Genomic DNA, 23,048 nt, shown 5'->3' on the forward strand with positions numbered 1-23,048 from the left:
GGTGTCGATCTTCGCCACGGCCCGGTCGAAGTAACGCAGCAGCTCGACCGGGAACGGCATCACGAGCGTGGAGTTCTTCTCGGCGGCCACCTCGACGACGGTCTGGAGGAGCCGCAGCTGCATCGCCTCGGGCGTGTCCGACATGATCCGGGACGCGTTGGCGAGCTGCTGCGCGGCCTGGAACTCACCGTCCGCGGTGATGACCCGGGCCCGCCGCTCCCGCTCGGCCTCGGCCTGCCGCGACATGGACCGCTTCAGCGACTCCGGAAGCTGTACGTCCTTGATCTCGACCCGGTCGATGTGGATGCCCCACCCCGCGGCCGGGCTGTCGATCATCAACGCCAGGCCCTCGTGCAGCCGCTCCCGGTCGCTCAGCAGATCATCGAGATCGCTCTTGCCGATGATGGACCGCAGGGAGGACTGGGCGACCTGCCCGACGGCGAAGACGTAGTCCTGCACCTCGATGGCCGCGCGCACCGGGTCGGTCACCCGGAAGTAGACGACGGCGTCGACCTTCACCGACACGTTGTCCCGGGTGATGCCCTCCTGGGTGGGCACCGGCATGGTCACGACCTGCACGTTCACCTTGCGCATCCGGTCGGCGAACGGGATCAGGAAGGTGATGCCGGGCTGCCGGTGGCTCGGCAGGGCCTTGCCCCACCGGAAGACGACCCCACGCTCCACCTGGTTGACGACCCGCATCCCGCTCTTCAGCACGAGCAGCAGAAGCGCGGCCACGACCACCACTGCGACGACGGTGCCCTCCATGGCACTCCCATCTCCGACGCGATACGGACAACGGGGAGGACACCGTGAGACGGGCCGGCGGATGCGCGCCGGGCGTCAGGGAAACGTAAAGAAGTGCCGATCCAGGGCTGTCACCACAAGGAAGCCGGCTGCAGTCCGCGAAACCGCCTTTCGCCGCCACCATGATCTGTGAGCCGGGCAAGCAAGCCCATGCTCACCCTGGTCGACGACGGGGAACCGGCCGGGCGCGCGCGAGGCCGAGGATCAGAGCCAGGTCCAGGAGGAGATACAAGGTCTGCGACGGCGTCACCGGGAGCGATCCTCCTCGGCGCCCGACGGGCGGTCGGCGGCCGGACGCGGACCGGAAACCCCGTCCTCGCCGGGCAGGACGACATGCGCGGTGCCGTTCGTCAGATCGATGCGCGTCCGCGGCGGGGCGCCGTCGCCCACCTCGTCACGCTGCAGTTCCATCCGCTGCTGCTGCTTGATCTCGACACGCTTGTTGGCATTGAAGATCAGGTTGAACTCGTCGAACGCGGAACCGGTCAAAGGGCGCCGTGAGTTGCCGCGCCGGAAGAGGATGCTGCGCTTGAAGAAGCGCCGCAGCACCAGCTCCGATCCGCAGCAGATGAACAGCACCAACGCGAGCCCGGGGATCACGGCCTGGCTCAACACACCTGTCATCGGATAAGCCTCCTGACTGAAGATTCGAGGCTATCCGCCGACCGAGGCCCGTTCCCGCGGGATGTGGCAGCAGGAGCTGCTCGGCGGCGAGGACGACCGGTACACGGTGGTGCAGGCGGCGCTGGCCGCGCTGCTGAGCCGCGCGGTGCTCGCCGCGCTGCTGAGCCGACTGGGCGCCGGCACGGACCTCCCGCTCGGCTCGCCCATCGCCGGCCGCCCCGACGAAGGGCAGGCATCCCGATGTGCCCGACTTCGCATTGCGCCGGCAACCATTGACCGCGGGCCGGATCACGGAGATCGAGATCGATTGTGAGCACGATCGGACGACGGAATCGAAGGTGTTGCCCGCAGCTCGCTCCCGCCCTGCGGGCAAGGCTTTCGGCGGCCGATCGCTGAGGCGGGCCGTCCCGGCGGGACGAGGGTCCCCGGCCGGACCTGCTGTTCAACATCGCCTGCACGACGGGTAGTTGATTGCCGTATCAAAGGTGGGTACTTGCCGCGACTGATGCTGCTGGTAAAGAATCGGCAGTGTCGCAGGGTACTGCGAGGGGGTGCGCAGTACGGGGGTGGCGAGTTGCGGTTCGGTTCGTCGCGCTGCTACGGGTACCTTGCTGCCGGTTGGGCGGTGGCCTTCGCTGGTTTGCATTTCTTCTGGGCCCTCGGCGGGCAAGCAGGGCTGGACGTCTCGTCCGGTGAGCGTCTCGCGTCCGAACGGCCGGCCTGGTTCGTGGCCGGAGGCCTCTGGGGAGTGGGCTTTCTGTGCCTGGTCGGCGCCGCGGTGGCACTCGGGCTGCAGCAGCGCGGGGTGCAGGGGCGCCGGTGGCGTGCGCTCCGGTGGCTCGGCGTCGCGATCTGCACACTGCTGCTGGTCCGGGGGCTCCTCATCGAGGTGCTGCTCATCGCCGGGGCGTCCACCGTCGGCGAGGTCAGTGCCGCGCAGAAATTCTGGACGCTCGCCTTATGGAACCCCTGGTTCATTCTCGGCGGCCTGCTGTTCGGGCTGGCAACGCGCGGCTTCGCCAAGAACATGGCGAGCCGGACGGCAGAGAGAACCGCAGTCACCCTCTGACCAGGTGACACGGGTTCGGCCACCGACCAGGGTGCCCGCGTTCGGTGTCCTTGATGTCAAGCATGGTCGGTGCATGCAGGCACACAGGGGAGCCATCGGCCTGGGAAGCTCGTGTCCCTTGGACCCGACCGGAGAACGTGATCCTGCTCGGCCTGCCGGGGACCGGGAAGACGCACCTGGGCATCGGCCTCGGCGTCATGGCCGCCCACGCCGGCTACTCGGTCCTGTCCGGCACTGCCGGCAACTGGATCGCCCGCCTGGCCGACGCCACTACTCGGGCCGGCTGGAGGCGGAGCTGAAGAAGCTCCGCCGCTACGAGTCGATCACCAGGGTGGCTTCGTGCATCAGGGTGGCTTCGTGCAGAGGGACGGCTTTGCGGACATCGCCGTGGGAGGGGGCCCCGGAATCCCTTCTTCCCGCGCACAACCATTCCGGCGGCTCCGTTGTCACACCCGTGTCATAGGCATCCGGAACATGCCGCGCCCGTTGCCTTCCGACCTCCGGTGACGCGCGGCCTCCCACGGCTCATGGGGTTTGAACCACTTTGCGCAACCGCAGAATCTCCACCGCGACGACACTCGCCGTCCTCTTCAGTTCCGTGGCGCTGACGGGCCTCGGGTCCACGGCCGCCCACGCCGACGGCAACGCCGTCCTGCCCGTCGCCTCGGTCGCCGACATCGTCGTGGACAGCGTGCACCAGCGCGTCTTCGTCAGCGACCGGACCGACGGCAAGGTCGTCGCCACCGACTACAGCGGCAACGTCGTCGGGACGCTCGGCTCGCTGCCGGAGGCCAACGGCCTGGAACTCTCGGCCGACTCTCAGACGCTGTACGTGGCCGTCGCGGGCAGCGACGAGATCGTGGCGATCGACACAGCCGGCCTCACCGAGTCCGCGCGCTACTCGACCGGCACCGCCGACGCCCCGACGACCCTCGCCCGCGCCGGCGGGAAGCTGTGGTTCGGCTACGGAACGACGACGCACGGGGACATCGGCTCCCTCGACCTCTCGGGCCCGGATCCCGTCCTCGACGTGGCCCAGGACAGCGGCAGCCGCTGGTACTACGCGCCCCGGCTGGAGTCCAACCCGGCCGCGCCCGGTGTGCTGGCCGCCGCCGAGCCGGGCATGAGCCCCGCCGCCGTGGCGACCTATGACGTCTCCGGCGCCGACGCGCCCAGGCTCATCGCCCAGGGCGAGGCCGGCAGCAACCTGCGCGATCTCGCGGTGACCCCCGACGGCAACCAGGTCGTCACGGCCAGCGGCTGGCCCTACAAGCACCAGGTGCTGTCCACCACCGACCTGAAGGAAGTCGGCAGCTACCCGACCGACGCCTACCCGAACGCCGTCGACATCGCCGCGGACGGCACCGTCGCCGCGGGCATCGACGGCTCGTACGAGCCGGACGTCTACATCTTCAAGCCCGGTACCACCCAGCCGGTCCGGAAGTACGAATTCGCCGACACCGGCACCGGCACCCTGGTTCCGGACGGCTTGGCCTGGGAGCCGGACGGCAACCACCTCTTCGCGGTCACCGGCAGCGGCAGCACGTACCGCCTCAACACGCTGGACGCGCCCACCAAGGCCGCCACCACCGTGACGGTGAGCGCGCCCTCCTCGGCTGTTCCCGGTAAGCCGCTGACCGTCACCGGGAAGGTCACCGGCGGCGATGCGCTGCCGGCCGGGACGCCGCTGACGGTCACCCGGACCGATGCGGAGTCGCCGTCGGGCAAGGAGCTGGCCCCGGTGACGACCGGCGAGGACGGGACGTTCTCCTTCACCGACACCCCGTCGGTCGAAGGCGATGCGAAGTACACCGTCTCCTACGCGGGCGACGCCGGCCACGCTCCGGCGTCCGCCTCGCGGACCGTGGCCGTCTCCCGGACCGCCACCACGGTGACGGTGAGCGCGCCCGCCACGGCCACCCGCGCCAAGACGCTGACCGTCACCGGCAAGGCCGCCAACGCCGACGCGCTGCCGGCCGGCACGGCGCTGACCGTCAAGCGCACCGACCTGGAGTCGCCCTCCGGCAAGTCGCTGACCTCGGTGAACACCAAGGCGGACGGCACCTTCTCCTTCACCGACACCCCACCTGCCGGCGGCGACGTGAAGTACACCGTCTCCTACGCGGGCGACGCCACCCGCGCCCCGGCCTCCGGCTCGGACACGGTGGCCGTCTCCCGGACCGCCACCACGCTGAGCCTGAACAACAGCGGCAAGGTGTACTCCTACGGTCAGGACGTCACCTTCACCGCGCACCTGGGCACCACCTACAAGAGCCGCACGGTGGAGATCTGGGCCAACCCCTATGGCTCGGACAAGCCCAACGTCCTGGTGAAGAAGGCGACCGTCAACTCCAGCGGAAACGTCTCCGCCGTGGTGGACATGAAGCGGGACACCACCGTCACCGCGGTCTTCGCCGGTGACGCCCGCACCGCCCCGAAGTCGGTCAAGGTCACCGCGTACGCCAAGGTGAGCGTCTCCACCTCGCTGACGAAGTACTACAAGACCGGCAAGGTCAGCGCCAACTCCTCGACGTACTACTGGTACCGGAAGAACACCGGCCCGCTGTTCACGACCACGATGAGTTACTACCCGGGCCGCAGCCACCGGCTGGACATCGACGTCTACTACCAGGGCGCGTGGCACCGCGGTGACGAGGAGTTCTTCGAGCTGGGCGCCGACGGCAAGAGCGTCATCGACCTCGGCGGCTCCGACGAGGCGGGCGTCCGCGTCCGGGTCCGGTCGGCCTACATCAACGACTCCTCCGGAGACAACGTCAACTCCACCACCTACAGCTCCTGGAAGTACATCTACTTCACCAACTGATCAGCGGGACCGGGCCGTCGGTGGAGAAGCGCCGAGCCGCCGCCGGCCGGGCTCCTGAAAGTGGCGGCTGTGACGGGGAAGCCGCGTCGCAGCCCGAAACAGGCCGAAGCAGGCCGGGGACAGCCGGGACTCGTCAACGTGTGCGTGTCCCGGCTGTTCGAGCCGGTCAGGAAGCCGGCGCGAACCCAGGGGTCGGAAAGGCTGCGGGCCATGGCTACGCCGAGGCGAGGAAGTCCCGGACCGCGGCCGCGAAGCCGACCGGGTCGTTGGCGTACAGGAAGTGGTCCGTCCCGAGTTCGACGAGGCGGGTGGCGGGTCGCCGGGAGACCATCTGCGCTGCCTGCTCGGCCGACAGCACACCGCCTTCGGCGCCGCGGATCAGCAGCGCCGGGCAGGTGGAGCCGGTCCAGTCGGCCCAGTGGTCGCCGTGGACCTGGTCCTCCGATTCGTAGATGTCCTTGGGATGGAAGTGCAGGCCCCACGCTCCGTCCGGCCGCTCGCGGACGGCGGATTCGAGGAAGGGGGCGAACGGGCCCAGCTGTGCCACGAACGCCTCCCGGCTGGGGCAGGTGCCTTCCGGAAGGTTCAGCACGAACGCCAGCGGGTTGCTGCCGTCCAGGCCGAGTTCGGCGCAGCCCTCGCCGTTGACCAGCGCGGTCACGCGATCGGGGTGGCGGGCGGCGAACTGGTAGGCGTTGATCGCGCCGAGCGAGTGGCCGAGGAGGGCAGCGCGGTCCAGTGCCAGGTGGTCCATGAGGGCTTCCAGGTCGGCGAGGTAGCCCTCCCGGCTGTAGTCGGCCGCCCGGTCGGAGTCTCCGTGGCCGCGCTGGTCGGGGGCTATGACCCGCCAGTCCGGGGCGAGACGGGCGGCGAGATCGGCGTACGACATGCCCTCGGACATGTGTCCGTGCAGGGCGATCAGCGGGCGGCCCGGTCCGCCGAAGTCCACGTAGGACAGGGTGCGGCCGTCGATGCTGAGTGCGGAACGCTTGGCGTGGTCGGTGTTCATGGGTCGACCGTAGCCGATATCTATACAGTCGTACAAGACGTTTGTGTAATACGGGCGTATGAATTTGGCGCCGCCTGCCCAGTCCGACGAATCGCGGACGTCCGTCATGACAGCGATCTGCGCAGGTGCCGGCCGTCCGTGGCCACGGATTGACCTCGCAGATGCCGGCGCCCAGGGCGCGCAGCTTGCCGGACAGGTCGGCGTGGCCGCGGCGCAACTGGCCGAGGCCGCCGACGGTGGTGACTCCTCGGGCGGTGAGGCCGGCGACCATGAGGGCGTATTCCGTGCGGATGCCGGTGGCTTCGACGCCCGCGCCCGCCAACTGCTGAGGCCCGGTCAGGCCGCATAGGGTGGGGGAGATCTCCTCGACCCCGGCGCCCAGGCGGGTCAGCTGCGGCAGCAGGTTGCCGTGGCGGCCGGGATCGACGGCATCGGCGAGCAGATGCGCGCCGGGCAGTCCGAGAGCGAGCGCCATGAGCGGTGGTCCGAAGTCAGCGCCCAGCCCGGCCGGGCTCAGGGAGGCGATGGCCCGCAGGGGACGACCAGTGGGGGCTGTCCCCTGGGCGCGGAGGGTGAGGCCAATCGGCTCCCGCGTCTGCGGGTGACCTGAGGCTCTGCCGGCCGAGCCAGCGGGCACGAGTGCGCCCGTCAGCCACCCTGGTTGACCGTGGCTGACCGTCGCATCTGGCACGGCTGTGGCACGCGCCTTCTTCGTAGAGGCGTGCGCGGTCAGCGTCCTTCGCGTTCGTAGCGTTCCACTCGACGCGCCAACTTGGCGCGATACCTCTCAGGTGAATGGAAAGCCTGAGAGCGGCGGACCATGTCCTCGGCCCTGAGGCTTTCTGCGTAGGCCTGGAGCGCAGGTATCCGGAGGAGGACAGCGCGCTGTGCTTCGGCTTCCTCGACAGTCCCCAGCGGGGTGCTGGCATTGCGCTCATGGTTGCAGCCCCAATGGGTGAGGCGCACATTGTCGCGCGTGTCAGCGCCGCCGGCCGCGATAGTCCGGACGTGGTCGATGCTCGGCGACCGAGGGTCTGGATGCCGATAGGCCTGGTCCACTGGATCTTGGCACAGGCCACAGATCCAGCCGTCTCGTTCACCGATCTCTACCGCTGTGTAGCGTTCGACGCTCCCATTGCTCCGCATGCGCTCACGGCGACGCCGATCCTGGGCGCGCTTGGCTTCGCTGTGCCGAGGGGTGGGCAGGTCTGCGTTGCTCACCTGTGCTTCCTTCTACTCGCTGATGGGCAAGGCCCTTGCCCGCTGCCGAGCTTTGGCACGCACTTCTTTGAGGCGGTCGTGAAAGCCATTGCGGCGGTTCTGGTCGAGGTTCAGGGGAAGGTCATGCTGAGCGATGAGCTCCGACTCCAACGTCCACGGTTCGTCGTGTTCCAGCCAGCACACTTGCGCGTGGTCGGCCATCCATTGGCTGAGGCTGGCTTCCCCGCTCTTACCGAACGTCAGGCGGTTCCCACTACCAACGCGGCGTAGCTCGAGCTCGAGCAGGCAGCCAAGGGTGAGCCGCAGAGTTGATCCAGCCGCGTTGCCCCGGTAGTGGTATCGGACGCGCTTCCTCAGGTTCTGTGTGCTGGTCCGGTTTGACATGTGGCGCGGAGCTATGCCGACGTAGAGCAGTCGTCCGGGGGCCAAGTCGGGGTGTGGCGCCTCCTTGAAGTGCCACCCGTAGACTCCGGCCGCTGCTGGTACAGGGCATTGCCGCACCAAGACCTCTCGCGCCGACCACAGCCGTGCAGGACTGGTGAGGGCGGTCGCATCCACGGAACCTCCAACGCTGGAAAGTGCGATGGGGCAGGCTACTCGGCGACAACGACACGAGACGTCCACGGCATGCGGGCCACGGCTCCGACAACAGGAGACACTCAGCTGATGACCCGCATGGGCCACAGCAGCTCGCGAGCCGCGCTGATCTATCAGCACATGACCAGCGACCGGGACCGTGCCATCGCCGACCGGCTCGGTGCCATGATCCGGGGCGGTGGGGGAGTGGCTCCCGAGCCCTCCGAGAAGGGCCCTGCGGGCCCGTAGTGGCACGCCTGCGGCACGACCCCTGGAACGCCGGAGGGCCAGCCTGGGAGGCAATTCCTCCCTGAGCTGGCCCTTCTCGCTGTGCCCCCGGCAGGATTCGAACCTGCGACACCCGCTTTAGGAGAGCGGTGCTCTATCCCCTGAGCTACGAAGGCATGGGTGGGCGTCCTGGTGGGCGCTCGGTCCACAGGGTACCGGATCAGGGCGTGGGTGGGGTGGGGACCTGGGGTCAGGTCAGGGGGACTCGGGTGAAGTGGGATGCGGTGTGCAGGTCGGTCTGGATGCGGTGTGCAGGTCCGTCTGGATGTCGGCGGCCGTCCGGCGGAGAGCGGGGAGCAGTTCGCCGACGCAGTCGGTCAGGGTACGGCGCGCGGGGAGCAGTTCGCCGCCGCAGTCGGTCAGGGTGCGGCGCGCAGGGTGCGTGGACGCGGGGTGCGTGGGCACAGGGTGCGTGGACGCAGGGTGCGTGGGCGCGGGGTGCGTGGAGACGTTCAGCGCTGCGATCGGCCACCCTCACGCCCGAGTGATCCGTACCCGGCAGTTCCCCTCCGTGTCCATGCTCATCACCTCCACCGTGACCCCGTGGCCCGGATCCTTGAAGCTCTCGCCCGGTGCGAAGGGGGCGTCCGAGAGTTCGGCGTGGACGTTGGGGCTGCTGGTGCAGCCGCCGCTGCCGCGGTGGCTGTCGTAGACGGTGACCGGGCCGCGGCCGGTGTCCACCAAGGCGTCGACCTTGTAGATGAGCAGGCCCGGCCGGCACACCGCCTCGTCGTTGCCGCCCTGGGCCCGTACTTCCAGGGCGTAGGTGCTGCGCGCGGTCACCGGGACCAGGAGCAGCTTGCCACCGCCCGTCTTGTACAGCGGTGTCAGCGTGTACTCGGCGCGGCCGGTTGCCGCCGCGCAGCCGACCTGGTTGCCGTCCAGCCAGCCGAGTTTCCACTTGTGCCAGCCGAGGAGGTCGTTGTTGGCCCCCCAGTCCTCGCTCATGATGTCCCAGTGCCCGACCGCGCCCCCGCCCTCCTGGGTGTAGAGGTCGGGCAGGCCGAAGGTGTGGCCGTTCTCGTGCGGCAGCACCCGGTATCCGGTCTGGGTGTAGGAGCCGGAGCCGTCGTCCTGGCGGGAGTAGACGAAGGACGCGTTGGATATGCGGATGCCGTCGGCGACCGGGGCGTCGTCGTTGCCGGCGAAGGTCACGGACAGCACGGTGTCCAGGGCGGAGGGGCCGGCGTTCGGGGTGATGAGCACGTTGAGCAGGTCGTAGCTGTGGAAGTCGACGGCCGGGTCGGCGGCGGCCACGATGTCCTGCACCAGACGCCGGTAGCCGGGGTCGAAGGGGGCGCCGCGCTCTATGCCGTACTCCCGGAACCGCTTCGGCATGCGCAGCCAGGAGGTGACGGGGGTTTCGGCGTGGTAGTCGAGCCGGCCGTACGACGCGGTGCGGAACCACTCCTCGGTCTGCGGGAAGAACTCGTGGAAGCGGTCCATGGCGCTGCCCTGGCCGGGGGCGTCGGCGAAGTCGACCATCAGGGTCAGGGCGTGGACCGTGCCCGTGGAGCGGGAGTAGCCGGACGGGGTGGGCAGGCCCTCGGTCATCTGCACGTCCGGTCCGCTGTGGATCAGGCAGGGTACGAGGGCGGAGGAGCGGGCCAGACTGATCGGCCCGGCTGCGGTGGGCGCCGGCAGGTGTCCGGTTCCGGCCGAGGTGCTGACCGTGAGGGTCAGTGCGGTCACGACGGCGAGGGCGGCCACCCGGCGCGGGCGTATGCGGTGGCGTGGGCGTACGCGATGACGCGGGCCGGTGCGGTGGCGTGGGCGTATGCGGTGGCGCTGCGGCTGCGGCTGCATGCAGGGACCCTTCGCTCCGCGGCAGCCGCCGGTCTCCGGCTGCACCCTTGCGCTCACCCTGTGTCGGTGGGGAGGGGGACGCGCGCTGGAGGAGACCGATCGTGGGAATGAGGGTCCGCACGGGGGTGAATCCCGGCGAATGGTGAGTGTGTCTCAGGTCACAGTGATTGGTCGGAAGGTCGGGAAATAACCGGGGACGCTTTCCCCGTTTAACCCAGCGTCCGAGCGAAACGGGGACCCGGTCCCCGGATCGCCGCCCTCGATACCTCGCCGTCCAACAGCCCAAGGAGTCCACTGTGTCGGCCACCACCGCCCCCGCCGTGCGCAAGGCGCCCCGGCCCCGCGCCGATGCCCTGCGCAACCGGGAGCGGATCGTCACCGCCGCCCGCGAGATGTTCGTCGAGTACGGGCCGGACGTGCCGCTCGACGAGATCGCCCGCCGGGCCGGCGTCGGCAACGCCACGGTGTACCGCAACTTTCCCGACCGGGACGCCCTCGTCCGCGAGGTCGTGTGCTCCGTGATGGACCGCACGGCCGAGGCGGCCGAGCTGGCCCTCGCCGAGACCGGGGACGCCTTCGCCGCCCTGGAGCGCTTCGTGCACACCGCAGCCGACGAGCGGATCAGCGCGCTGTGCCCCATGGTGTCGAGCACCTTCGACCAGCACCACCCCGACCTGGAAGCCTCCCGGGAGCGCATCGAGCAGCTCGTCGAGAAGATCATGGGCCGGGCCAAGGCGGCCGGTCAGCTCCGACCGGATGTAGGTGTCGGTGACCTGCTGATCGTCGTGGCCCAGCTGAGCCGGCCCCCGGCCGGCACGGACTGCGTCCGCGGCGACCGGTTCGTCCACCGCCATCTGCAGCTGTTCCTCGACGGTCTGCGGGCCCCCGCCCGTTCAGCCCTGCCGGGCCGGGCCGTGAACATCAAGGAGCTGCGCGACTGCTGACCGATCAGCCGCCGACCGGTCGGCTCCTGCCCTGACCGGCCACCCGATCGGTTCGGCCCGACTCCAGCCCCAGGCAAGTACCGCACACAGTACGACGGTTCCTTACCCCCTTACTGCGTTTTTTCGCCCTTTTTCACCACGACCTCCGTCACCCAGGCCTTCCCTGTGAAGTCCCGAAGTCCCGAAGTGGGTACCCCCATGTCCGAAACAGCCCTCAAGGCTCCCGGCGTCGCCGTCCCGGCCGGCGATGCCAACCGCTGGAAGGCGCTCGTCTTCATCGCGCTCGCCCAGCTGATGGTCGTCCTGGACGCCACCATCGTGAACATCGCCCTGCCCTCCGCCCAGACCGACCTCGGCATATCCGACGGCAACCGGCAGTGGGTCGTCACGGCCTACGCCCTCGCCTTCGGCGGCCTGCTGCTCTTCGGCGGCCGGATCGCCGACAAGTGGGGTCGCAAGCGCGCCTTCGTGACCGGCCTGGCCGGCTTCGCCCTCGCCTCGGCGCTCGGCGGTGCCGCAACCTCCGGCCCGCTGATGTTCGGCGCCCGCGCCCTCCAGGGTGCCTTCGGTGCCCTGCTCGCCCCTGCCGCGCTGTCCCTGCTCGCGGTGATGTTCACCGACGCCAAGGAGCGCGCCAAGGCGTTCGGCATCTACGGCGCCATCGCGGGCGGTGGCGGTGCCGTCGGCCTGATCCTCGGCGGCTTCCTCACCGAGTACCTGAACTGGCGCTGGACCTTCTTCGTGAACATCCCGTTCGCCGTCGTCGCCGCGCTCGGTGCCTACTTCGTCATCCGTGAGCCGGAGGGCGGCCGCAACCGCTCCCCGCTCGACGTCCCCGGCGTGATCCTCTCCACCCTGGGTCTGGTCGCCCTCGTCTACGGCTTCACCCGCGCCGAGTCCGACGGCTGGAGCGACGCCGTGACCGTGTCGATGTTCGTGGCGTCCGTGGTGCTGCTGCTCGCCTTCGTCGTCGTCGAGTCCCGGGTCAAGGCGCCGCTGCTGCCGCTGCGCGTGGTGACCGACCGCAACCGCGGAGGCATCTACCTCTCGCTCGGCCTCGCGATCATCGGCATGTTCGGGCTGTTCCTCTTCCTGACCTACTACCTGCAGCTCGTGAAGGGCTACTCGCCCGTCAAGACCGGCTTCGCGTTCCTCCCGATGATCGCGGGCATGATCGCCGGCTCCACCCAGATCGGCACCCGGCTGATGACCCGGATCCCGGCCCGGCTGCTGATGGGCCCCGGCTTCCTGGTCGCCGGCATCGGCATGCTGCTGCTGACCCAGCTGGAGGTCGACTCCTCGTACCCCGCCCTGCTGCTGCCCGCGATGCTGCTGCTCGGCCTCGGCATGGGCACCGCGTTCATGCCGGCCATGTCCCTGGCCACCATGGGCGTCGAGCCCCGGGACGCCGGTGTCGCCTCCGCGATGGTCAACACCTCGCAGCAGGTGGGCGGAGCGATCGGCACCGCCCTGCTGAACACGATCGCCTCCTCCGCGACGACGTCGTTCGTCAAGGACCACAGCGCGGGTGTCACCGCCAAGCCGCAGCAGGCGCTGGTCGAGCTGCAGGGCCTGGTGCACGGCTACGCCGCGGCGATCTGGTTCGCCGTCGGCATCCTGGGTCTCGCCTCCCTGATCGCCTTCACCTTCGTCAACGCCGGCCGTCCGGGTTCCGTCACGGTGGCCTCGGGTGCGGGCGAGGGCGTCGAGGACGAGGTGCCGGTGCCGGTGGTGGCCCACTGAGCGTCCGTACGGTGATCCAGGAGGTGTCGTTCGGATCGGTCCGGGCCTGATCCGAACGCCCCCTAGCGGAGCCAGGGCAGGTCCGCACCCGCTTCGTCGGGCTGGAGGCCCTCGGCGACGATCTCCATGATCTCGCCGAGGGTCTTCTGCTGCTCCGGGCTCAGCCGCTCGAACAGGGCGAGCCGTACTGCGGTCACATGGCCGGGCGCGGTGCGCCGCAGCACCTCCTGGCCCTCGTCGGTGAGCACCGCGAACTGGCCCCGCTTGTCGGAGGGGCAGTCCTCCCGGCGCACCCAGCCGTTCTTCTCCAGCCGGGCGATCGCGTGCGAGAGCCGGGAGCGGGTGATCTTCGCCTGCATCGCCAGCTCGGTCATCCGCAGCCGGCGGCGCGGTGCCTCGGCGAGACCCACGAGGAGGCCGTAGTAGATGTGCGGCATGCCCGCGTCGCGCTGCAGCTGCCGGTCGAGATGGTCCTCCAGGAGGGTGGTGGCGTGCAGGTAGGCGCGCCAGACGCGCTGTTCCTCATCGGTGAGCCAGCGGTGCGGTGCGGCGGCGGGGTCCGGTGCCCTGTTCATGCGTTCCACTGTACGAGGCATCTCCTTGAAACTTGAACAAGTGCGGCGTAGGGTTTCCCTGAGAGCTTGAGAATTAAAGTATCTGGAAGCGCAGGGAGCCGCCGCGATGTCCGCCACCGCCCAGGAACGCATGCCCGCCCTGTACCTCAGCCACGGCGCCCCGCCGCTCGCCGACGACCCGATATGGCCCGCTCAGCTCGCCGCATGGTCCGCCGGCCTGCCCCGCCCCCGGGCGATCCTCATGGTCTCCGCCCACTGGGAGGAGGCCCCGCTCGCCCTCGGCGCGGTCGAGACCGTCCCCCTCGTGTACGACTTCTGGGGCTTCCCCGAGCACTACTACCGGGTCCGGTACGCCGCCCCCGGCGCCCCCGCGCTCGCCGACTCCGTCCGCAAGCTGCTGCGCGCCCCCGGCATCCCCGTCCAGGACATCCCCGACCGCGGCCTCGACCACGGCGCCTACGTCCCCCTCGTCGAGATGTTCCCCGCCGCCGACATCCCCGTCCTGCAGATCTCCCTGCCCACCCTCGACCCCGTCCGTCTGATGGACATCGGCCGCAAGCTCGCCCCGCTGCGCGACGAGGGCGTGCTGATCGTCGGCTCCGGCTTCTTCACCCACAACCTCGCCGCCCTGCGCCACACCGGCCCCGGCGTGCCGAGCTGGTCGGCCGAGTTCGACGACTGGGGCCGGCGAGCGCTGGAGGCCCGCGACTGGGACGCCCTGCTCGACTTCCTGCACAAGGCCCCGGCCGGCTGCTACGCCCACCCGCGCACCGAACACTTCGCCCCGCTCTTCGTCACCATGGGTGCGGCCGAGGCGGGCGGCGAACCGGATGCGCAGAAGTCGGTGATCGACGGGTTCTGGATGGGAATGGCGAAGCGGTCGGTGCAGTTCGGCTGAGCCTCCCGGCGGCCCACAGCTCCCCGCCGCCAAGGCTGCTCGCGACCGACGGCTTCCCCGCGGATCCATGGCTGCTTGCGACCCACGGCTTCCCCCCGGATCCATGGCTGCTCACGGCTCTTCGCGGTCGACAGCTCCTCGCGGCCCACGGCTCCCCGCGGCCTGCAGTTCCTTCTCGTACCAGGCCACGTCCCAGTAGCGGCCGAACTTGCGGCCCACCTCGCGGTACGTGCCGACGTACCGAAAGCCGAAGCGCTCGTGCAGCCGGGTTGACGCCTCGTTCGGCTGGGCGATCCCGGCGTACGCGCGGTGCACGTCCTCGCCGGCCAGGGCCTCGAAGAGGGCGCCGTAGAGCAGGCTGCCGATCCCGCGCCCGCCGGGCGTGCCCCCTGAGGGTGCCGGGGCGAGGTACACCGACGTCTCCACGGACGTCCCGTACGCCGGCTTCGGCCGGAAGGGGCTGGACGTGGCGTACCCCAGAATTCGCCGAGAGTCCTTCTGCCTGGCAACCATCAGCCGGTAGGGCCCGTCTTCCGGGTGGGAGAGCAGCCAAGGGCGGCGCTCCTCCGGGGTGAAGATCGTGGTGTCGAACGTGATGGCCGTCTCGCGAACGTAGTGGTTGTAGATCGCCGTGAGGGCATCGAGGTCCTCCTCGGCTCCTGGCCTGACCTGCACCTCAGCATGTTCCGACGGCATCATGCCTCCCTGCGTGGCCGACAGGGTACTGCATGATCAGAAAAATAGAGGGGTGGGTTGGGAATTCTGTCCGGATTCCAGTCGTTGTTCCCCACGGATGCAGGGCACTCGGAGAGAGTCCCCAAGACAGCCCTCCCCGTGCCGAGCGTTCACCCGGACCACCCGCCAGCCCACCAACGCAAGGGAGCACGCATGGCAACCCGTGCCGTCGCCCGTCGTCAGTCCGCCACCGGCGAGACGGCCGACTCGGCAAGCAGTGTTCGCGCTCATGGCGGCGAGATCGCAGACCGCGACCTGGTCGGCATGTACCTCGACGAGATCGCGCGTACGCCGCTGCTCGACGCCGCCAAAGAGGTCGAGCTGTCCCAGACCATCGAGGCGGGTGTCTTCGCGAGGCAGGTACTCGACGGCGAGGAGGAGTCCAAGTCGGACGCCTCCCGCGAGGAGCTCGAGGCCCTGGTCGCCGCCGGTGAGCGGGCCAAGGACGTCTTCATCCGCTCCAACCTCCGCCTGGTCGTCGCGGTCGCCCGGCGCTACCCGCGCAGCGGCCTGCCCCTGCTCGACCTGATCCAGGAGGGCAACGCAGGCCTGGTGCGCGCCGTGGAGAAGTTCGACTACCGCAAGGGCTTCAAGTTCTCGACGTACGCCACCTGGTGGATCCGTCAGGCCATCACCCGCTCCATCGCCGACCAGTCCCGCACGATCCGGCTCCCCGTCCACCTGGTGGAGGAGCTGGGCCGTATCCGCCGCATCCAGCGCGAGTTCAACCGCGAGAACGGCCGCGAGCCTGAGCCGGCCGAGATCGCCGCGGAGCTGGGTTCGACGCCGGAGCGCGTCATCGATGTCCTCGACTGGGCCCGCGACCCGGTGTCCCTGAACATGTCGGTGGACGACGAGGGCGAGACCCAGTTCGGCGACCTGCTGGAGGACACTTCCGCCGTCTCTCCCGAGCAGTCGGTCCTCACCCTCCTGCGCAGCGAGGAACTGGACGACCTGATCGGCCGCCTGGACCAGCGCACGGCCTCCATCATCAAGATGCGGTACGGCATCGAGGACGGCCGCGAGCGCACCCTCACAGAGGTCGGCAAGGAACACGGACTGACCCGCGAGCGCATCCGTCAGATCGAGAAGCACGCCCTCCTCGAACTGAAGAAGCTGGCCCGCAGCACCGGCTTCGACGCGGCGGCGTGACGGCGGCGGCGCAACGGATGTCGATGCCCGGGCGCGCCCGGGGTGAGGCACGGGGTGCCCTGACGGATGTGCGAAGGCTGCCGTAACGGCCGTACGGCGGGGTGGCGCGCGAGGCGTACGGTGCCTCGCGCGGCGCGCACGCCCGGTGGCGAAAGACGGCGCAAACATGACGTAGTCCCGTCGCTTCAACCCGAGGGCCCGCGGGAAAAACCCTTCCGAGCCCAGGAGCAGGAGCCCCGGGTACCGCACTCCCCACCAACCGCACCCGGCCGATCTCGGCCGACCCCACGCAAGCCGCGTCCCGCCGCAATCCCCCCCGGCGCCGGGACGTCCCCGAGCCGGACTTCGGCGCCTATCCCCCCGGGCGCCGGAGTCCGGCTTCTTCGTTTCCCCATGGGCCCAGGCAGGGAGACCGCAACTGGAACGGCGGCCCACCCCGTACCTGAACCCCGGGGTGGACCGCCGGATGGCAGATTCTGCCACACGGGCATACCCTGCCGGGATGAGCACCACCCGCAACACCGCCCACCAGCCGTTTTCCGCCTCCGCGCAGCCCTCCCTCACGGAACGCCGGAAGGCCGAGACCCGGATGGAGATCGCGCGGGCGGCGGCAGCGCTCTTCGTCCAGCAGGGCTTGCGGGCAACCCGCGCCGAGGACATCGCCCAGGCCGCCGGCATCGCACCGCGCACGTTCTATCGCTATTTCGCCACCAAGGAGGAGGCGGTGGCCCCCCTTTACGCGGCCGGCGCCCAGCGCTGGGCGGAAGCGGTCCGCGCGGCCCCGGCCCACCTTCCAGTCGCGGAGGCACTGGAACACGCCGTCCGCCACACCCTCACCCCGGGAGCCGCTGTCTCCGCCGCGTCCTGGGAGTGGGTTCGCACCCTGATCCGCATGGCCGGCACCAGCACGGCTCTGCGCAAGGTCTGGGCGGAGGTGTGCCAGGCGTCGGAAGGAGTGCTGGCGGAGATCCTGACGGCGCGGAGGCCGGGGACGGTTGGCGAGGGCGCCGCCGACACCGATGCCGTCGATGCCGCCGACGCAGGCGCCGCCAACGCAGGCGCCGCCAACGCCGATGCTGCCGACGCTGGCGCCAACGCCGCCGCCAACGCCGCCGACGCTGGCGCTGCCAACGCCGATGCCGCCAATGCCGGCGCACCGCCCGGGGAACCGGGCTGGGCGCCGGGCGCTTCGGAGCCGGGTGCGGCGGGGCCGGTGCAGGGCGCTGCGGGCCGGGTGGCGGCGTCTTCGGATCCGGTTCGGACCACCAGCCCGGTGGCTGTCGCCCCCGATCTCCGTTTCGCCGCTGCCGTCGCAGGCGCCGCCGTCCGTGTGGCCGTGGAGTCCTGGGCCGGCACGGAGGCCCCGCCGACGGGCCCGGCCGGCCCGGCGGCACTGGCGCTGCGCAATCTGGCCGCGCTGCGAGGGTTCGCGTGGGGGGAGAAGGACTAGGCCCTGCCGGGAGGACGACCAGGGCATGTCGTGTGGTTCAGCCCGGGGTCGCGACGCCTGGCACGGCACCCCGCGACGCCTGGCACGGTACCTCGTCGCGTCGTCGGATCACCCGAGTATGCCCGGTACGCGCGAGATCCTCCGCCGTGCGATGCACCGCACCGGACGCCGCGGCCCGATCCGACCTGATCCGAACGACACCCCCGGGTGAGGGGGCTTCCCGAGGCGTCGGTTCTCCTAGTGGGCCCCGGTGTCCGGGCGTGCGGTGCCGCCCCCCGCCCGTGCGAGTCGGCCGCCCATCTCGCGTACGCACAGCACCAGTTCCTTCGGCCTGCGTACCTCGAACTCGCACCCCGCCATGGCCAGCCGTACCGCCAGCCACTGCACGGGGTCGCCGGTGGTGCCCCGCAGGACGCAGGTGTCCGTGCCGTCGTCCTCCGGTGTCCCGAGCCATCCCGGCACCCGTGCGGAGACCTGCTCCGCCGGTGCGGCGAACCGCACCTCGAAGGTGTACGTGTCCTGGCGCCGGTGGATGGACTGCCGCAGGTACTCGGCGGCGCTGCCGGTCGGCAACTCCCTTGGTGCGAACCGGACTCCGGTCGCGAAGGGCTCGCTCACGCGGTCCACCCGGAAGGTACGCCAGTCCGTCCGGTCGAGGTCGTAGGCGACCAGGTACCAGCGCCGCCCGGTCGACACCAGCCGGTGCGGTTCGGTCAGGCGGCGGGACGCGCTGCCGTCCTTGTCGCGGTAGGCGAACCGCAGCCGCTCGTGCCCCGCGACCGTCGACGCCATCACGGTCAGCGTCTCGGGCGCGATGCTCGGCCCGTCACCACTGGTCAGCGGTGTGGTCGCGGCCTGCAGCGTGGACACCCGGTGGCGCAGCCGGGCCGGCAGCACCTGCTCCAGCTTGGCCAGGGCCCGTACGGACGCCTCGTCCACGCCCTCCACCGCGTGCCCGGCGCCGGCCCGCAGGCCCACCGCGATGGCGACCGCCTCCTCGTCGTCCAGCACCAGCGGTGGCATCGCCTTGCCCGCGACCAGCCGGTACCCGCCGTCGGACCCCTTGGTGGCCTGCACCGGATAGCCCAGCTCGCGCAGCCGGTCGATGTCCCGGCGCACGGTACGCCGGGACACCCCGAGCCGATCGGCCAGCTCGCCGCCGGGCCACTCGCGGGGCGTCTGGAGGAGGGAGAGAAGCTGCAGCAGCCGTGCCGGAGTGTCGGTCGTCATAACAACGAGGATGCCGGAGATATAGGACACGACCTGACCTAGTGAGGTCCTACCTTGAACTCATGACACCGAACGACCGCAAAACCCCGAAGGTGCGCGGGGAACTGCCCGAGCAGACCCGGACGACGGACAGCCGGCCGATCCCGGCGACGGAGGGCCTGCCCGCCGCAGGCGCCACGACGGGGTCCTCCGGACCGGCCTCCGGCCGCACCCGCTGGTTCGCCCTCGCCATCGTCATGACCGCCGCCTTCATGGACCTGGTCGACGTGACGATCGTCAACATCGCCATCCCGTCCATCGAGCGGACCGCCCACGCCTCGGTCAGCCAGATCCAGTGGATAACCGCCGGCTACGCCCTCGCCTTCGCCGCCGGACTGATCACCGGCGGCCGGCTCGGCGACATCCACGGCCGCAAGCGGGTGTTCCTCATCGGCATCGGCGGCTTCACCCTCGCCTCCGCCCTGTGCGGCTTCGCCGCGAACCCGGAGATGCTGGTCGCCTCGCGCATCCTGCAGGGCGGCATGGCGGCGATGATGGTGCCGCAGGTGCTGTCGATCGTGCACGCCACCTTCCCGGCCCACGAGCGCGGCAAGGTTTTCGGCTTGTTCGGTGCGGTCGTCGGTCTCGGCGCGGTCTCCGGTCCGCTGCTGGGCGCCCTGCTGACGGAGTGGAACCTGTTCGGACTCGAGTGGCGTCCGATCTTCCTGATCAACCTGCCCGTCGGCGTCGTCTCCTTCCTCCTCGGCCGCCGCTTCATCACGGAGTCCCGCGCCCCGAAGGCGCTGAAGCTGGACCTCGTCGGTGTCGCCCTGGTCTCGCTGGGCCTGCTGATGCTGCTCTACCCGCTCACCCGCGGGCGGGAGCTGGACTGGCCGCTGTGGGGGTACGTCTCGATGGCCGGCGCCCTCGGTGTCTTCGTGGCGCTGGTGGCGTACGAGCGGCGCAAGGCGGCCCGGGACGGCTCGCCGCTGGTCGAACTGTCGCTGTTCAAGGTGAAGAGCTTCGCCGCGGGCATCGCCGTACAGACCGTCTTCGGTGTCGCGCTCGGCATCTTCTTCCTGGTCTGGACGCTGTACATGCAGATCGGCCTGGGCTGGCGCCCGCTGCGGGCCGGACTGACGGGCGTACCGTTCTCGATCGCGGTGTCCACGGCGGCCGGACTGTCGGTGCAGCAGCTCGTCCCGCGGTTCGGCCGCAAGGTGCTCCAGGCGGGCGCGCTGGTCATGGGCGTGGGCGTGCTGCTCTACCTCTGGGAGGCCCACCGGTACGGCCTCGGCATCGCCTCCTGGCAGATGGCCCTGCCGCTCGTGGTGATGGGCGTCGGCATGGGGCTGATCGTCGCCCCGCTGACCGACGCGGTGCTCTCGGAGGTGCCGCGCGAGCACGCCGGCTCGGCGTCCGGGCTGATCAACACCGTTCAGCAGATGGGCAACGCGCTCGGACTGGGTCTCGTGTCGGTCGTGTTCTTCGGGGAGATCGGTGACCGGCTGACCTCGGCCCAGATCGGCCCGGCCTTCGTCCACGCCTTCCAGCACGCGCTGTGGTGGGTCGCCGGGATCATGGGCGCGATCTTCCTGCTGATGTTCGCCCTGCCGAAGCGCCCGGCCCAGCATGTGGAGGGGGCCGGCGAGGAGGAGCCCGCGGTGGTGGAGAAGGAGCGCGCACTCGTGTCCTGAGTGTCCGGGACAGACGCGAGGAAGGGCCCGGTACCGACCAGGTACCGGGCCCTCCGCCGCGTACCGGTGGTCCTCGGCCGTGTACCGGGCCGTCCGCCGTGTACCGGGCCCTCCGCCGTGCATCGGGTCTCTGGTCGCGTACCGGCTGTTCCCGTGGCGTACCGCTTCGTGCTGCCGGTCGTGCGGGAGAGTCCCAGCCCGGACCCGGAAGTCCGTTCATGCCCGCTTTCGCCCGAACCTATTTACTTTCCGGGAAATCCAGACGTACTCTCGAGTGAAACCACACGTTCGGGCATGACTTCGGAAGTGACCGGACAACGAGGCGGAAGCGACCGGACAACGAGGCGGAGGCGAGCGGACATGTACGCACCGGAACGGCAGCAGGAGATCCTCCGGCTGGCCCGTGACGGCGGCCGGGTGGACGTACTGTCGCTGGCCGAGGAGTTCCAGGTCACCGCGGAGACCATCCGCCGCGACCTGAAGGCCCTCGACCGCGCCGGGCTCCTCCGCCGGGTGCACGGCGGCGCCATCCCGGCCGGCCGTCTCGACTTCGAGCCGGACCTCGCCGAACGCGAGTCCACCGCCGCCGACGAGAAGGACCGGATCGCCAAGTCCGCCCTCACCGAACTGCCGGCCGAGGGCACGATGATCCTCGACGCCGGCACGACGGTGGCGCGCCTGGCGGCCGCGATCCCGCTGGAGGCCTCCCTCACCGTCGTCACGCACAGCCTGCCCATCGCCGCCCGTCTCGCCGACCATCCGGGCATCCAGCTCCATCTGGTCGGGGGGCGGGTACGGCACCGCACGCGCGCCGCCGTGGACGCCTGGGCGCTGCGCGCGTACGGCGAGATCCGCGCCGACGTCCTCTTCGTCGCCGCCAACGGCTTCTCCGCCGCGCACGGTCTGACCACCCCCGACCTCGCCGAGGCCGCGGTCAAGCGCGCGGCGATCACCGCCGCGCGGCGCGTGGTGCTGCTGGCCGACTCCGCCAAGCACGGTCAGGAGCACTTCGCCCGGTTCGGCGGCCTGAGCGACGTGGACCTGCTGATCACCGACAGCGGGATGAGCCCCGAAGACACCGCCGCCATCGAACGCGGCGGCACGGAAGTAGTACGCGCATGATCCTCACCGTCACCCCCAACCCCTCCCTCGACCGCACCTACGAGGTTCCCGCCCTGGAGCGCGGCGAGGTCAACCGCGCCGACGCCGAGCGCATGGACCCCGGCGGCAAGGGCGTGAACGTGTCGCGTGCCGTCGCCGCCGGCGGCCGGCGCACGGTCGCGGTCCTGCCCCTGGGCGGTGCGCCGGGGGCGCTCCTCGCGGACCTGCTCGACCTGCAGGGCATCGAGGTCGCGCCGGTGCCGGTCGCCGGCGCCACCCGCTCCAACATCGCCCTCGCAGAGTCCGGCGGAGTGCTCACGAAGATCAACGCGCCCGGGCCCGAGCTGTCGCCGGCGGAGCAGGAGCGGCTCCTGGAGACGGTGCGCGAGCAGTCGCGGAGCGCCGACTGGATCGCGTGCTGCGGCAGCCTCCCCCGGGGGCTTGCGCCCTCCTGGTACGCCGACGTCGTCATGCGAGCGCACGCTGGGGGCGCGCGCATCGCCCTGGACACCTCGGGGCGTGCGCTGCTGGAGGCGCTGCGCGCGCAACCCGACGTGGTGAAGCCCAACGCCGAGGAGCTGGCGGAGGCGGTCGGGCGCCCCCTGGCAACCGTGGGCGACGCGCTCAAGGCGGCCGAGGAAGTGCGCGCGCTGGGCGCACGCGCCGTGCTCGCGAGCCTGGGCGCCGACGGCCAGCTCCTGGTGTCGGACACCGGTGCCTGGTTCGGCTGCGCACGCGTGGCCGCCGTCCGCAGCAACGTCGGCGCCGGCGACGCCTCACTCGCCGGCTTCCTCATCGCCGGCGGCACCGGCCCCGAGGCCCTGGCCTCCGCAGTCGCCCACGGCGCCGCCGCCGTACGGCTCCCCGGCAGCGTGATGCCGACTCCCGCCGACCTCGACCCGACGGCGGTCACGGTCACGGCGGACATCCCGGTCGACCGAGCACTCACGGAGCCGACGTCATGAACTCCCTCACGCTCCGCGGAACTCGCCCCGGAACCCGGCACCTGGGTGGCGGACGGCCCACGCCCGCCCGCCCGGACGCACCCACCCGACCCGTCCCCAAGCGCCGATGCTCCCCGCCATTCGCCGCGGCCCCGCGGCGACACGGCCGTCCGAACCACCGCACAGAGTCGGTGAGGCAGGGTCGTCCGAGCTGCTGCGCCGCGTCGGTGAGTCAGGGCGGTCCGAGCTGCTGCGCCGCCGTGGGGGGTCCGCGCCGTCTGAGTTGCCGCGCCGCGTCGGGGAGTCCGGGCCGTCTGAGCTGCTGCGCTGTCGTGGGGGGTCCGGGCGGTCTGAGTTGCCGCGTCGCGTCGGGGAG

General features: G+C 70.7%; 19 protein-coding genes, 1 tRNA gene and 5 pseudogenes. 14 read left to right on the top strand and 11 right to left on the bottom strand.

The annotated features are described in order from the left end of the window. Positions 1 to 18 precede the first annotated feature (18 nt). Positions 19 to 768, bottom strand: a pseudogene (locus ACZ4SF_RS19240) (slipin family protein); the annotation flags it as partial. A gap of 285 nt (positions 769 to 1,053) precedes the next feature. Continuing rightward, positions 1,054 to 1,419, bottom strand: a complete 366-nt coding sequence (locus ACZ4SF_RS19245; protein ID WP_468385580.1) for a DUF6191 domain-containing protein — start codon at positions 1,417 to 1,419, stop codon at positions 1,054 to 1,056. Between the two features lie 73 nt (positions 1,420 to 1,492). Here ACZ4SF_RS19245 and ACZ4SF_RS19250 point away from each other — a divergent pair, with 73 nt between their 5' ends. The 4 genes from ACZ4SF_RS19250 to ACZ4SF_RS19265 all read left to right on the top strand — a co-directional run bounded on the left by ACZ4SF_RS19250 (position 1,493) and on the right by ACZ4SF_RS19265 (position 5,324). Then, positions 1,493 to 1,744 carry a hypothetical protein gene (locus ACZ4SF_RS19250; protein ID WP_468385583.1) on the top strand — a complete coding sequence of 84 codons (252 nt, stop codon included), beginning with the start codon at positions 1,493 to 1,495 and terminating at the stop codon, positions 1,742 to 1,744. Positions 1,745 to 1,924: 180 nt separating this feature from the next. Beyond that, entirely contained in the window at positions 1,925 to 2,500 is a 576-nt protein-coding gene (locus ACZ4SF_RS19255) for a DUF3995 domain-containing protein (RefSeq protein WP_468385585.1), read from the top strand. Between the two features lie 137 nt (positions 2,501 to 2,637). Further along, positions 2,638 to 2,799 carry an ATP-binding protein gene (locus ACZ4SF_RS19260; protein ID WP_468385588.1) on the top strand — a complete coding sequence of 54 codons (162 nt, stop codon included), beginning with the start codon at positions 2,638 to 2,640 and terminating at the stop codon, positions 2,797 to 2,799. 245 nt (positions 2,800 to 3,044) lie between these two features. Then, positions 3,045 to 5,324, top strand: a complete 2,280-nt coding sequence (locus ACZ4SF_RS19265) for a beta-propeller fold lactonase family protein (RefSeq protein ID WP_468385591.1) — start codon at positions 3,045 to 3,047, stop codon at positions 5,322 to 5,324. Between the two features lie 214 nt (positions 5,325 to 5,538). On the opposite strand, the gene ACZ4SF_RS19270 is transcribed toward ACZ4SF_RS19265, so the two are convergent. From ACZ4SF_RS19270 to ACZ4SF_RS19285, 4 genes and pseudogenes are all read right to left on the bottom strand, one after another. After that, complete coding sequence (locus ACZ4SF_RS19270; RefSeq protein ID WP_468385594.1) at positions 5,539 to 6,333, bottom strand: alpha/beta fold hydrolase; 795 nt, start codon at positions 6,331 to 6,333, stop codon at positions 5,539 to 5,541. 145 nt (positions 6,334 to 6,478) lie between these two features. Beyond that, positions 6,479 to 6,886: pseudogene (locus tag ACZ4SF_RS19275) on the bottom strand (UDP-N-acetylglucosamine 1-carboxyvinyltransferase); the annotation flags it as partial. Positions 6,887 to 7,062: 176 nt separating this feature from the next. After that, positions 7,063 to 7,479 carry an HNH endonuclease gene (locus ACZ4SF_RS19280; RefSeq protein WP_468385988.1) on the bottom strand — a complete coding sequence of 139 codons (417 nt, stop codon included), beginning with the start codon at positions 7,477 to 7,479 and terminating at the stop codon, positions 7,063 to 7,065. 87 nt (positions 7,480 to 7,566) lie between these two features. Next, positions 7,567 to 7,938, bottom strand: a complete 372-nt coding sequence (locus ACZ4SF_RS19285) for a GIY-YIG nuclease family protein (RefSeq protein WP_468385596.1) — start codon at positions 7,936 to 7,938, stop codon at positions 7,567 to 7,569. A 276-nt stretch (positions 7,939 to 8,214) separates the two neighbouring features. Here ACZ4SF_RS19285 and ACZ4SF_RS19290 point away from each other — a divergent pair. After that, positions 8,215 to 8,379: pseudogene (locus tag ACZ4SF_RS19290) on the top strand (site-specific integrase); the annotation flags it as partial. Between the two features lie 82 nt (positions 8,380 to 8,461). Here the strand turns inward: ACZ4SF_RS19290 and ACZ4SF_RS19295 are convergent. After that, positions 8,462 to 8,534 (bottom strand) — tRNA-Arg (locus ACZ4SF_RS19295). Between the two features lie 358 nt (positions 8,535 to 8,892). After that, the gene (locus tag ACZ4SF_RS19300) at positions 8,893 to 10,224 is read right to left on the bottom strand and encodes a M6 family metalloprotease domain-containing protein (RefSeq protein ID WP_468385599.1); all 1,332 of its coding nucleotides are present in this window, start codon (positions 10,222 to 10,224) and stop codon (positions 8,893 to 8,895) included. Positions 10,225 to 10,520: 296 nt separating this feature from the next. On the opposite strand from ACZ4SF_RS19300, the gene ACZ4SF_RS19305 reads away from it, so the two are divergent. Continuing rightward, on the top strand, positions 10,521 to 11,168 hold the full coding sequence (locus ACZ4SF_RS19305; RefSeq protein WP_468385602.1) for a TetR/AcrR family transcriptional regulator: 648 nt from the start codon (positions 10,521 to 10,523) through the stop codon (positions 11,166 to 11,168). A gap of 198 nt (positions 11,169 to 11,366) precedes the next feature. Then, complete coding sequence (locus ACZ4SF_RS19310) at positions 11,367 to 12,911, top strand: MFS transporter (protein WP_468385605.1); 1,545 nt, start codon at positions 11,367 to 11,369, stop codon at positions 12,909 to 12,911. A 62-nt stretch (positions 12,912 to 12,973) separates the two neighbouring features. Here the strand turns inward: ACZ4SF_RS19310 and ACZ4SF_RS19315 are convergent, their stop codons facing one another. Continuing rightward, positions 12,974 to 13,486: a MarR family winged helix-turn-helix transcriptional regulator gene (locus ACZ4SF_RS19315; RefSeq protein ID WP_468385608.1), complete on the bottom strand. Its 513-nt coding sequence runs from the start codon at positions 13,484 to 13,486 to the stop codon at positions 12,974 to 12,976. A gap of 106 nt (positions 13,487 to 13,592) precedes the next feature. On the opposite strand from ACZ4SF_RS19315, the gene ACZ4SF_RS19320 reads away from it, so the two are divergent. Beyond that, entirely contained in the window at positions 13,593 to 14,384 is a 792-nt protein-coding gene (locus ACZ4SF_RS19320) for a dioxygenase family protein (protein ID WP_468385610.1), read from the top strand. A 111-nt stretch (positions 14,385 to 14,495) separates the two neighbouring features. On the opposite strand, the gene ACZ4SF_RS19325 is transcribed toward ACZ4SF_RS19320, so the two are convergent. Continuing rightward, positions 14,496 to 15,080, bottom strand: a complete 585-nt coding sequence (locus ACZ4SF_RS19325; protein WP_468385613.1) for a GNAT family N-acetyltransferase — start codon at positions 15,078 to 15,080, stop codon at positions 14,496 to 14,498. A gap of 192 nt (positions 15,081 to 15,272) precedes the next feature. Between ACZ4SF_RS19325 and ACZ4SF_RS19330 the strand changes: the two genes are divergently transcribed. From ACZ4SF_RS19330 to ACZ4SF_RS19340, 3 genes and pseudogenes are all read left to right on the top strand, one after another. Beyond that, positions 15,273 to 16,271 (top strand): sigma-70 family RNA polymerase sigma factor, encoded by a 999-nt coding sequence (locus ACZ4SF_RS19330; protein WP_468385616.1) that lies wholly within the window; start codon positions 15,273 to 15,275, stop codon positions 16,269 to 16,271. A 589-nt stretch (positions 16,272 to 16,860) separates the two neighbouring features. Further along, a pseudogene (locus tag ACZ4SF_RS19335) lies at positions 16,861 to 16,935 on the top strand (TetR family transcriptional regulator); the annotation flags it as partial. A 621-nt stretch (positions 16,936 to 17,556) separates the two neighbouring features. Next, positions 17,557 to 17,721, top strand: a pseudogene (locus tag ACZ4SF_RS19340) (TetR family transcriptional regulator); the annotation flags it as partial. Positions 17,722 to 17,958: 237 nt separating this feature from the next. Here ACZ4SF_RS19340 and ACZ4SF_RS19345 read toward each other — a convergent pair. Further along, positions 17,959 to 18,951, bottom strand: a complete 993-nt coding sequence (locus ACZ4SF_RS19345; RefSeq protein WP_468385619.1) for a helix-turn-helix transcriptional regulator — start codon at positions 18,949 to 18,951, stop codon at positions 17,959 to 17,961. Between the two features lie 236 nt (positions 18,952 to 19,187). Between ACZ4SF_RS19345 and ACZ4SF_RS19350 the strand changes: the two genes are divergently transcribed. The 3 genes from ACZ4SF_RS19350 to pfkB all read left to right on the top strand — a co-directional run bounded on the left by ACZ4SF_RS19350 (position 19,188) and on the right by pfkB (position 22,693). Next, entirely contained in the window at positions 19,188 to 20,627 is a 1,440-nt protein-coding gene (locus tag ACZ4SF_RS19350) for an MFS transporter (RefSeq protein ID WP_468385991.1), read from the top strand. Between the two features lie 360 nt (positions 20,628 to 20,987). After that, the gene (locus ACZ4SF_RS19355; protein ID WP_468385622.1) at positions 20,988 to 21,749 is read left to right on the top strand and encodes a DeoR/GlpR family DNA-binding transcription regulator; all 762 of its coding nucleotides are present in this window, start codon (positions 20,988 to 20,990) and stop codon (positions 21,747 to 21,749) included. Then, positions 21,746 to 22,693, top strand: coding sequence for a 1-phosphofructokinase (gene pfkB / locus ACZ4SF_RS19360; RefSeq protein WP_468385625.1), 948 nt, complete (start codon positions 21,746 to 21,748; stop codon positions 22,691 to 22,693). The genes ACZ4SF_RS19355 and pfkB overlap by 4 nt, the downstream gene beginning before the upstream one ends. The last annotated feature ends 355 nt before the right edge of the window (positions 22,694 to 23,048 follow it).

The sequence above is a fragment of the Streptomyces sp. NPDC027663 genome (genome assembly GCF_055566415.1).

What these genes read in the sequence shown, in the direction of transcription:
- ACZ4SF_RS19350 (WP_468385991.1), top strand. Translation starts at nt 19,188, where the DNA reads ATGACCGCCGCCTTCATGGACCTGGTCGACGTGACGATCGTCAACATC.
- ACZ4SF_RS19315 (WP_468385608.1), bottom strand. Translation starts at nt 13,486, where the DNA reads ATGAACAGGGCACCGGACCCCGCCGCCGCACCGCACCGCTGGCTCACC.
- ACZ4SF_RS19330 (WP_468385616.1), top strand. Translation starts at nt 15,273, where the DNA reads ATGGCAACCCGTGCCGTCGCCCGTCGTCAGTCCGCCACCGGCGAGACG.
- ACZ4SF_RS19250 (WP_468385583.1), top strand. Translation starts at nt 1,493, where the DNA reads ATGTGGCAGCAGGAGCTGCTCGGCGGCGAGGACGACCGGTACACGGTG.
- ACZ4SF_RS19320 (WP_468385610.1), top strand. Translation starts at nt 13,593, where the DNA reads ATGTCCGCCACCGCCCAGGAACGCATGCCCGCCCTGTACCTCAGCCAC.
- ACZ4SF_RS19270 (WP_468385594.1), bottom strand. Translation starts at nt 6,333, where the DNA reads ATGAACACCGACCACGCCAAGCGTTCCGCACTCAGCATCGACGGCCGC.
- ACZ4SF_RS19325 (WP_468385613.1), bottom strand. Translation starts at nt 15,080, where the DNA reads ATGCCGTCGGAACATGCTGAGGTGCAGGTCAGGCCAGGAGCCGAGGAG.
- ACZ4SF_RS19355 (WP_468385622.1), top strand. Translation starts at nt 20,988, where the DNA reads ATGTACGCACCGGAACGGCAGCAGGAGATCCTCCGGCTGGCCCGTGAC.
- ACZ4SF_RS19285 (WP_468385596.1), bottom strand. Translation starts at nt 7,938, where the DNA reads ATGTCAAACCGGACCAGCACACAGAACCTGAGGAAGCGCGTCCGATAC.
- ACZ4SF_RS19345 (WP_468385619.1), bottom strand. Translation starts at nt 18,951, where the DNA reads ATGACGACCGACACTCCGGCACGGCTGCTGCAGCTTCTCTCCCTCCTC.
- ACZ4SF_RS19310 (WP_468385605.1), top strand. Translation starts at nt 11,367, where the DNA reads ATGTCCGAAACAGCCCTCAAGGCTCCCGGCGTCGCCGTCCCGGCCGGC.
- pfkB (WP_468385625.1), top strand. Translation starts at nt 21,746, where the DNA reads ATGATCCTCACCGTCACCCCCAACCCCTCCCTCGACCGCACCTACGAG.
- ACZ4SF_RS19280 (WP_468385988.1), bottom strand. Translation starts at nt 7,479, where the DNA reads ATGCGGAGCAATGGGAGCGTCGAACGCTACACAGCGGTAGAGATCGGT.
- ACZ4SF_RS19300 (WP_468385599.1), bottom strand. Translation starts at nt 10,224, where the DNA reads ATGCAGCCGCAGCCGCAGCGCCACCGCATACGCCCACGCCACCGCACC.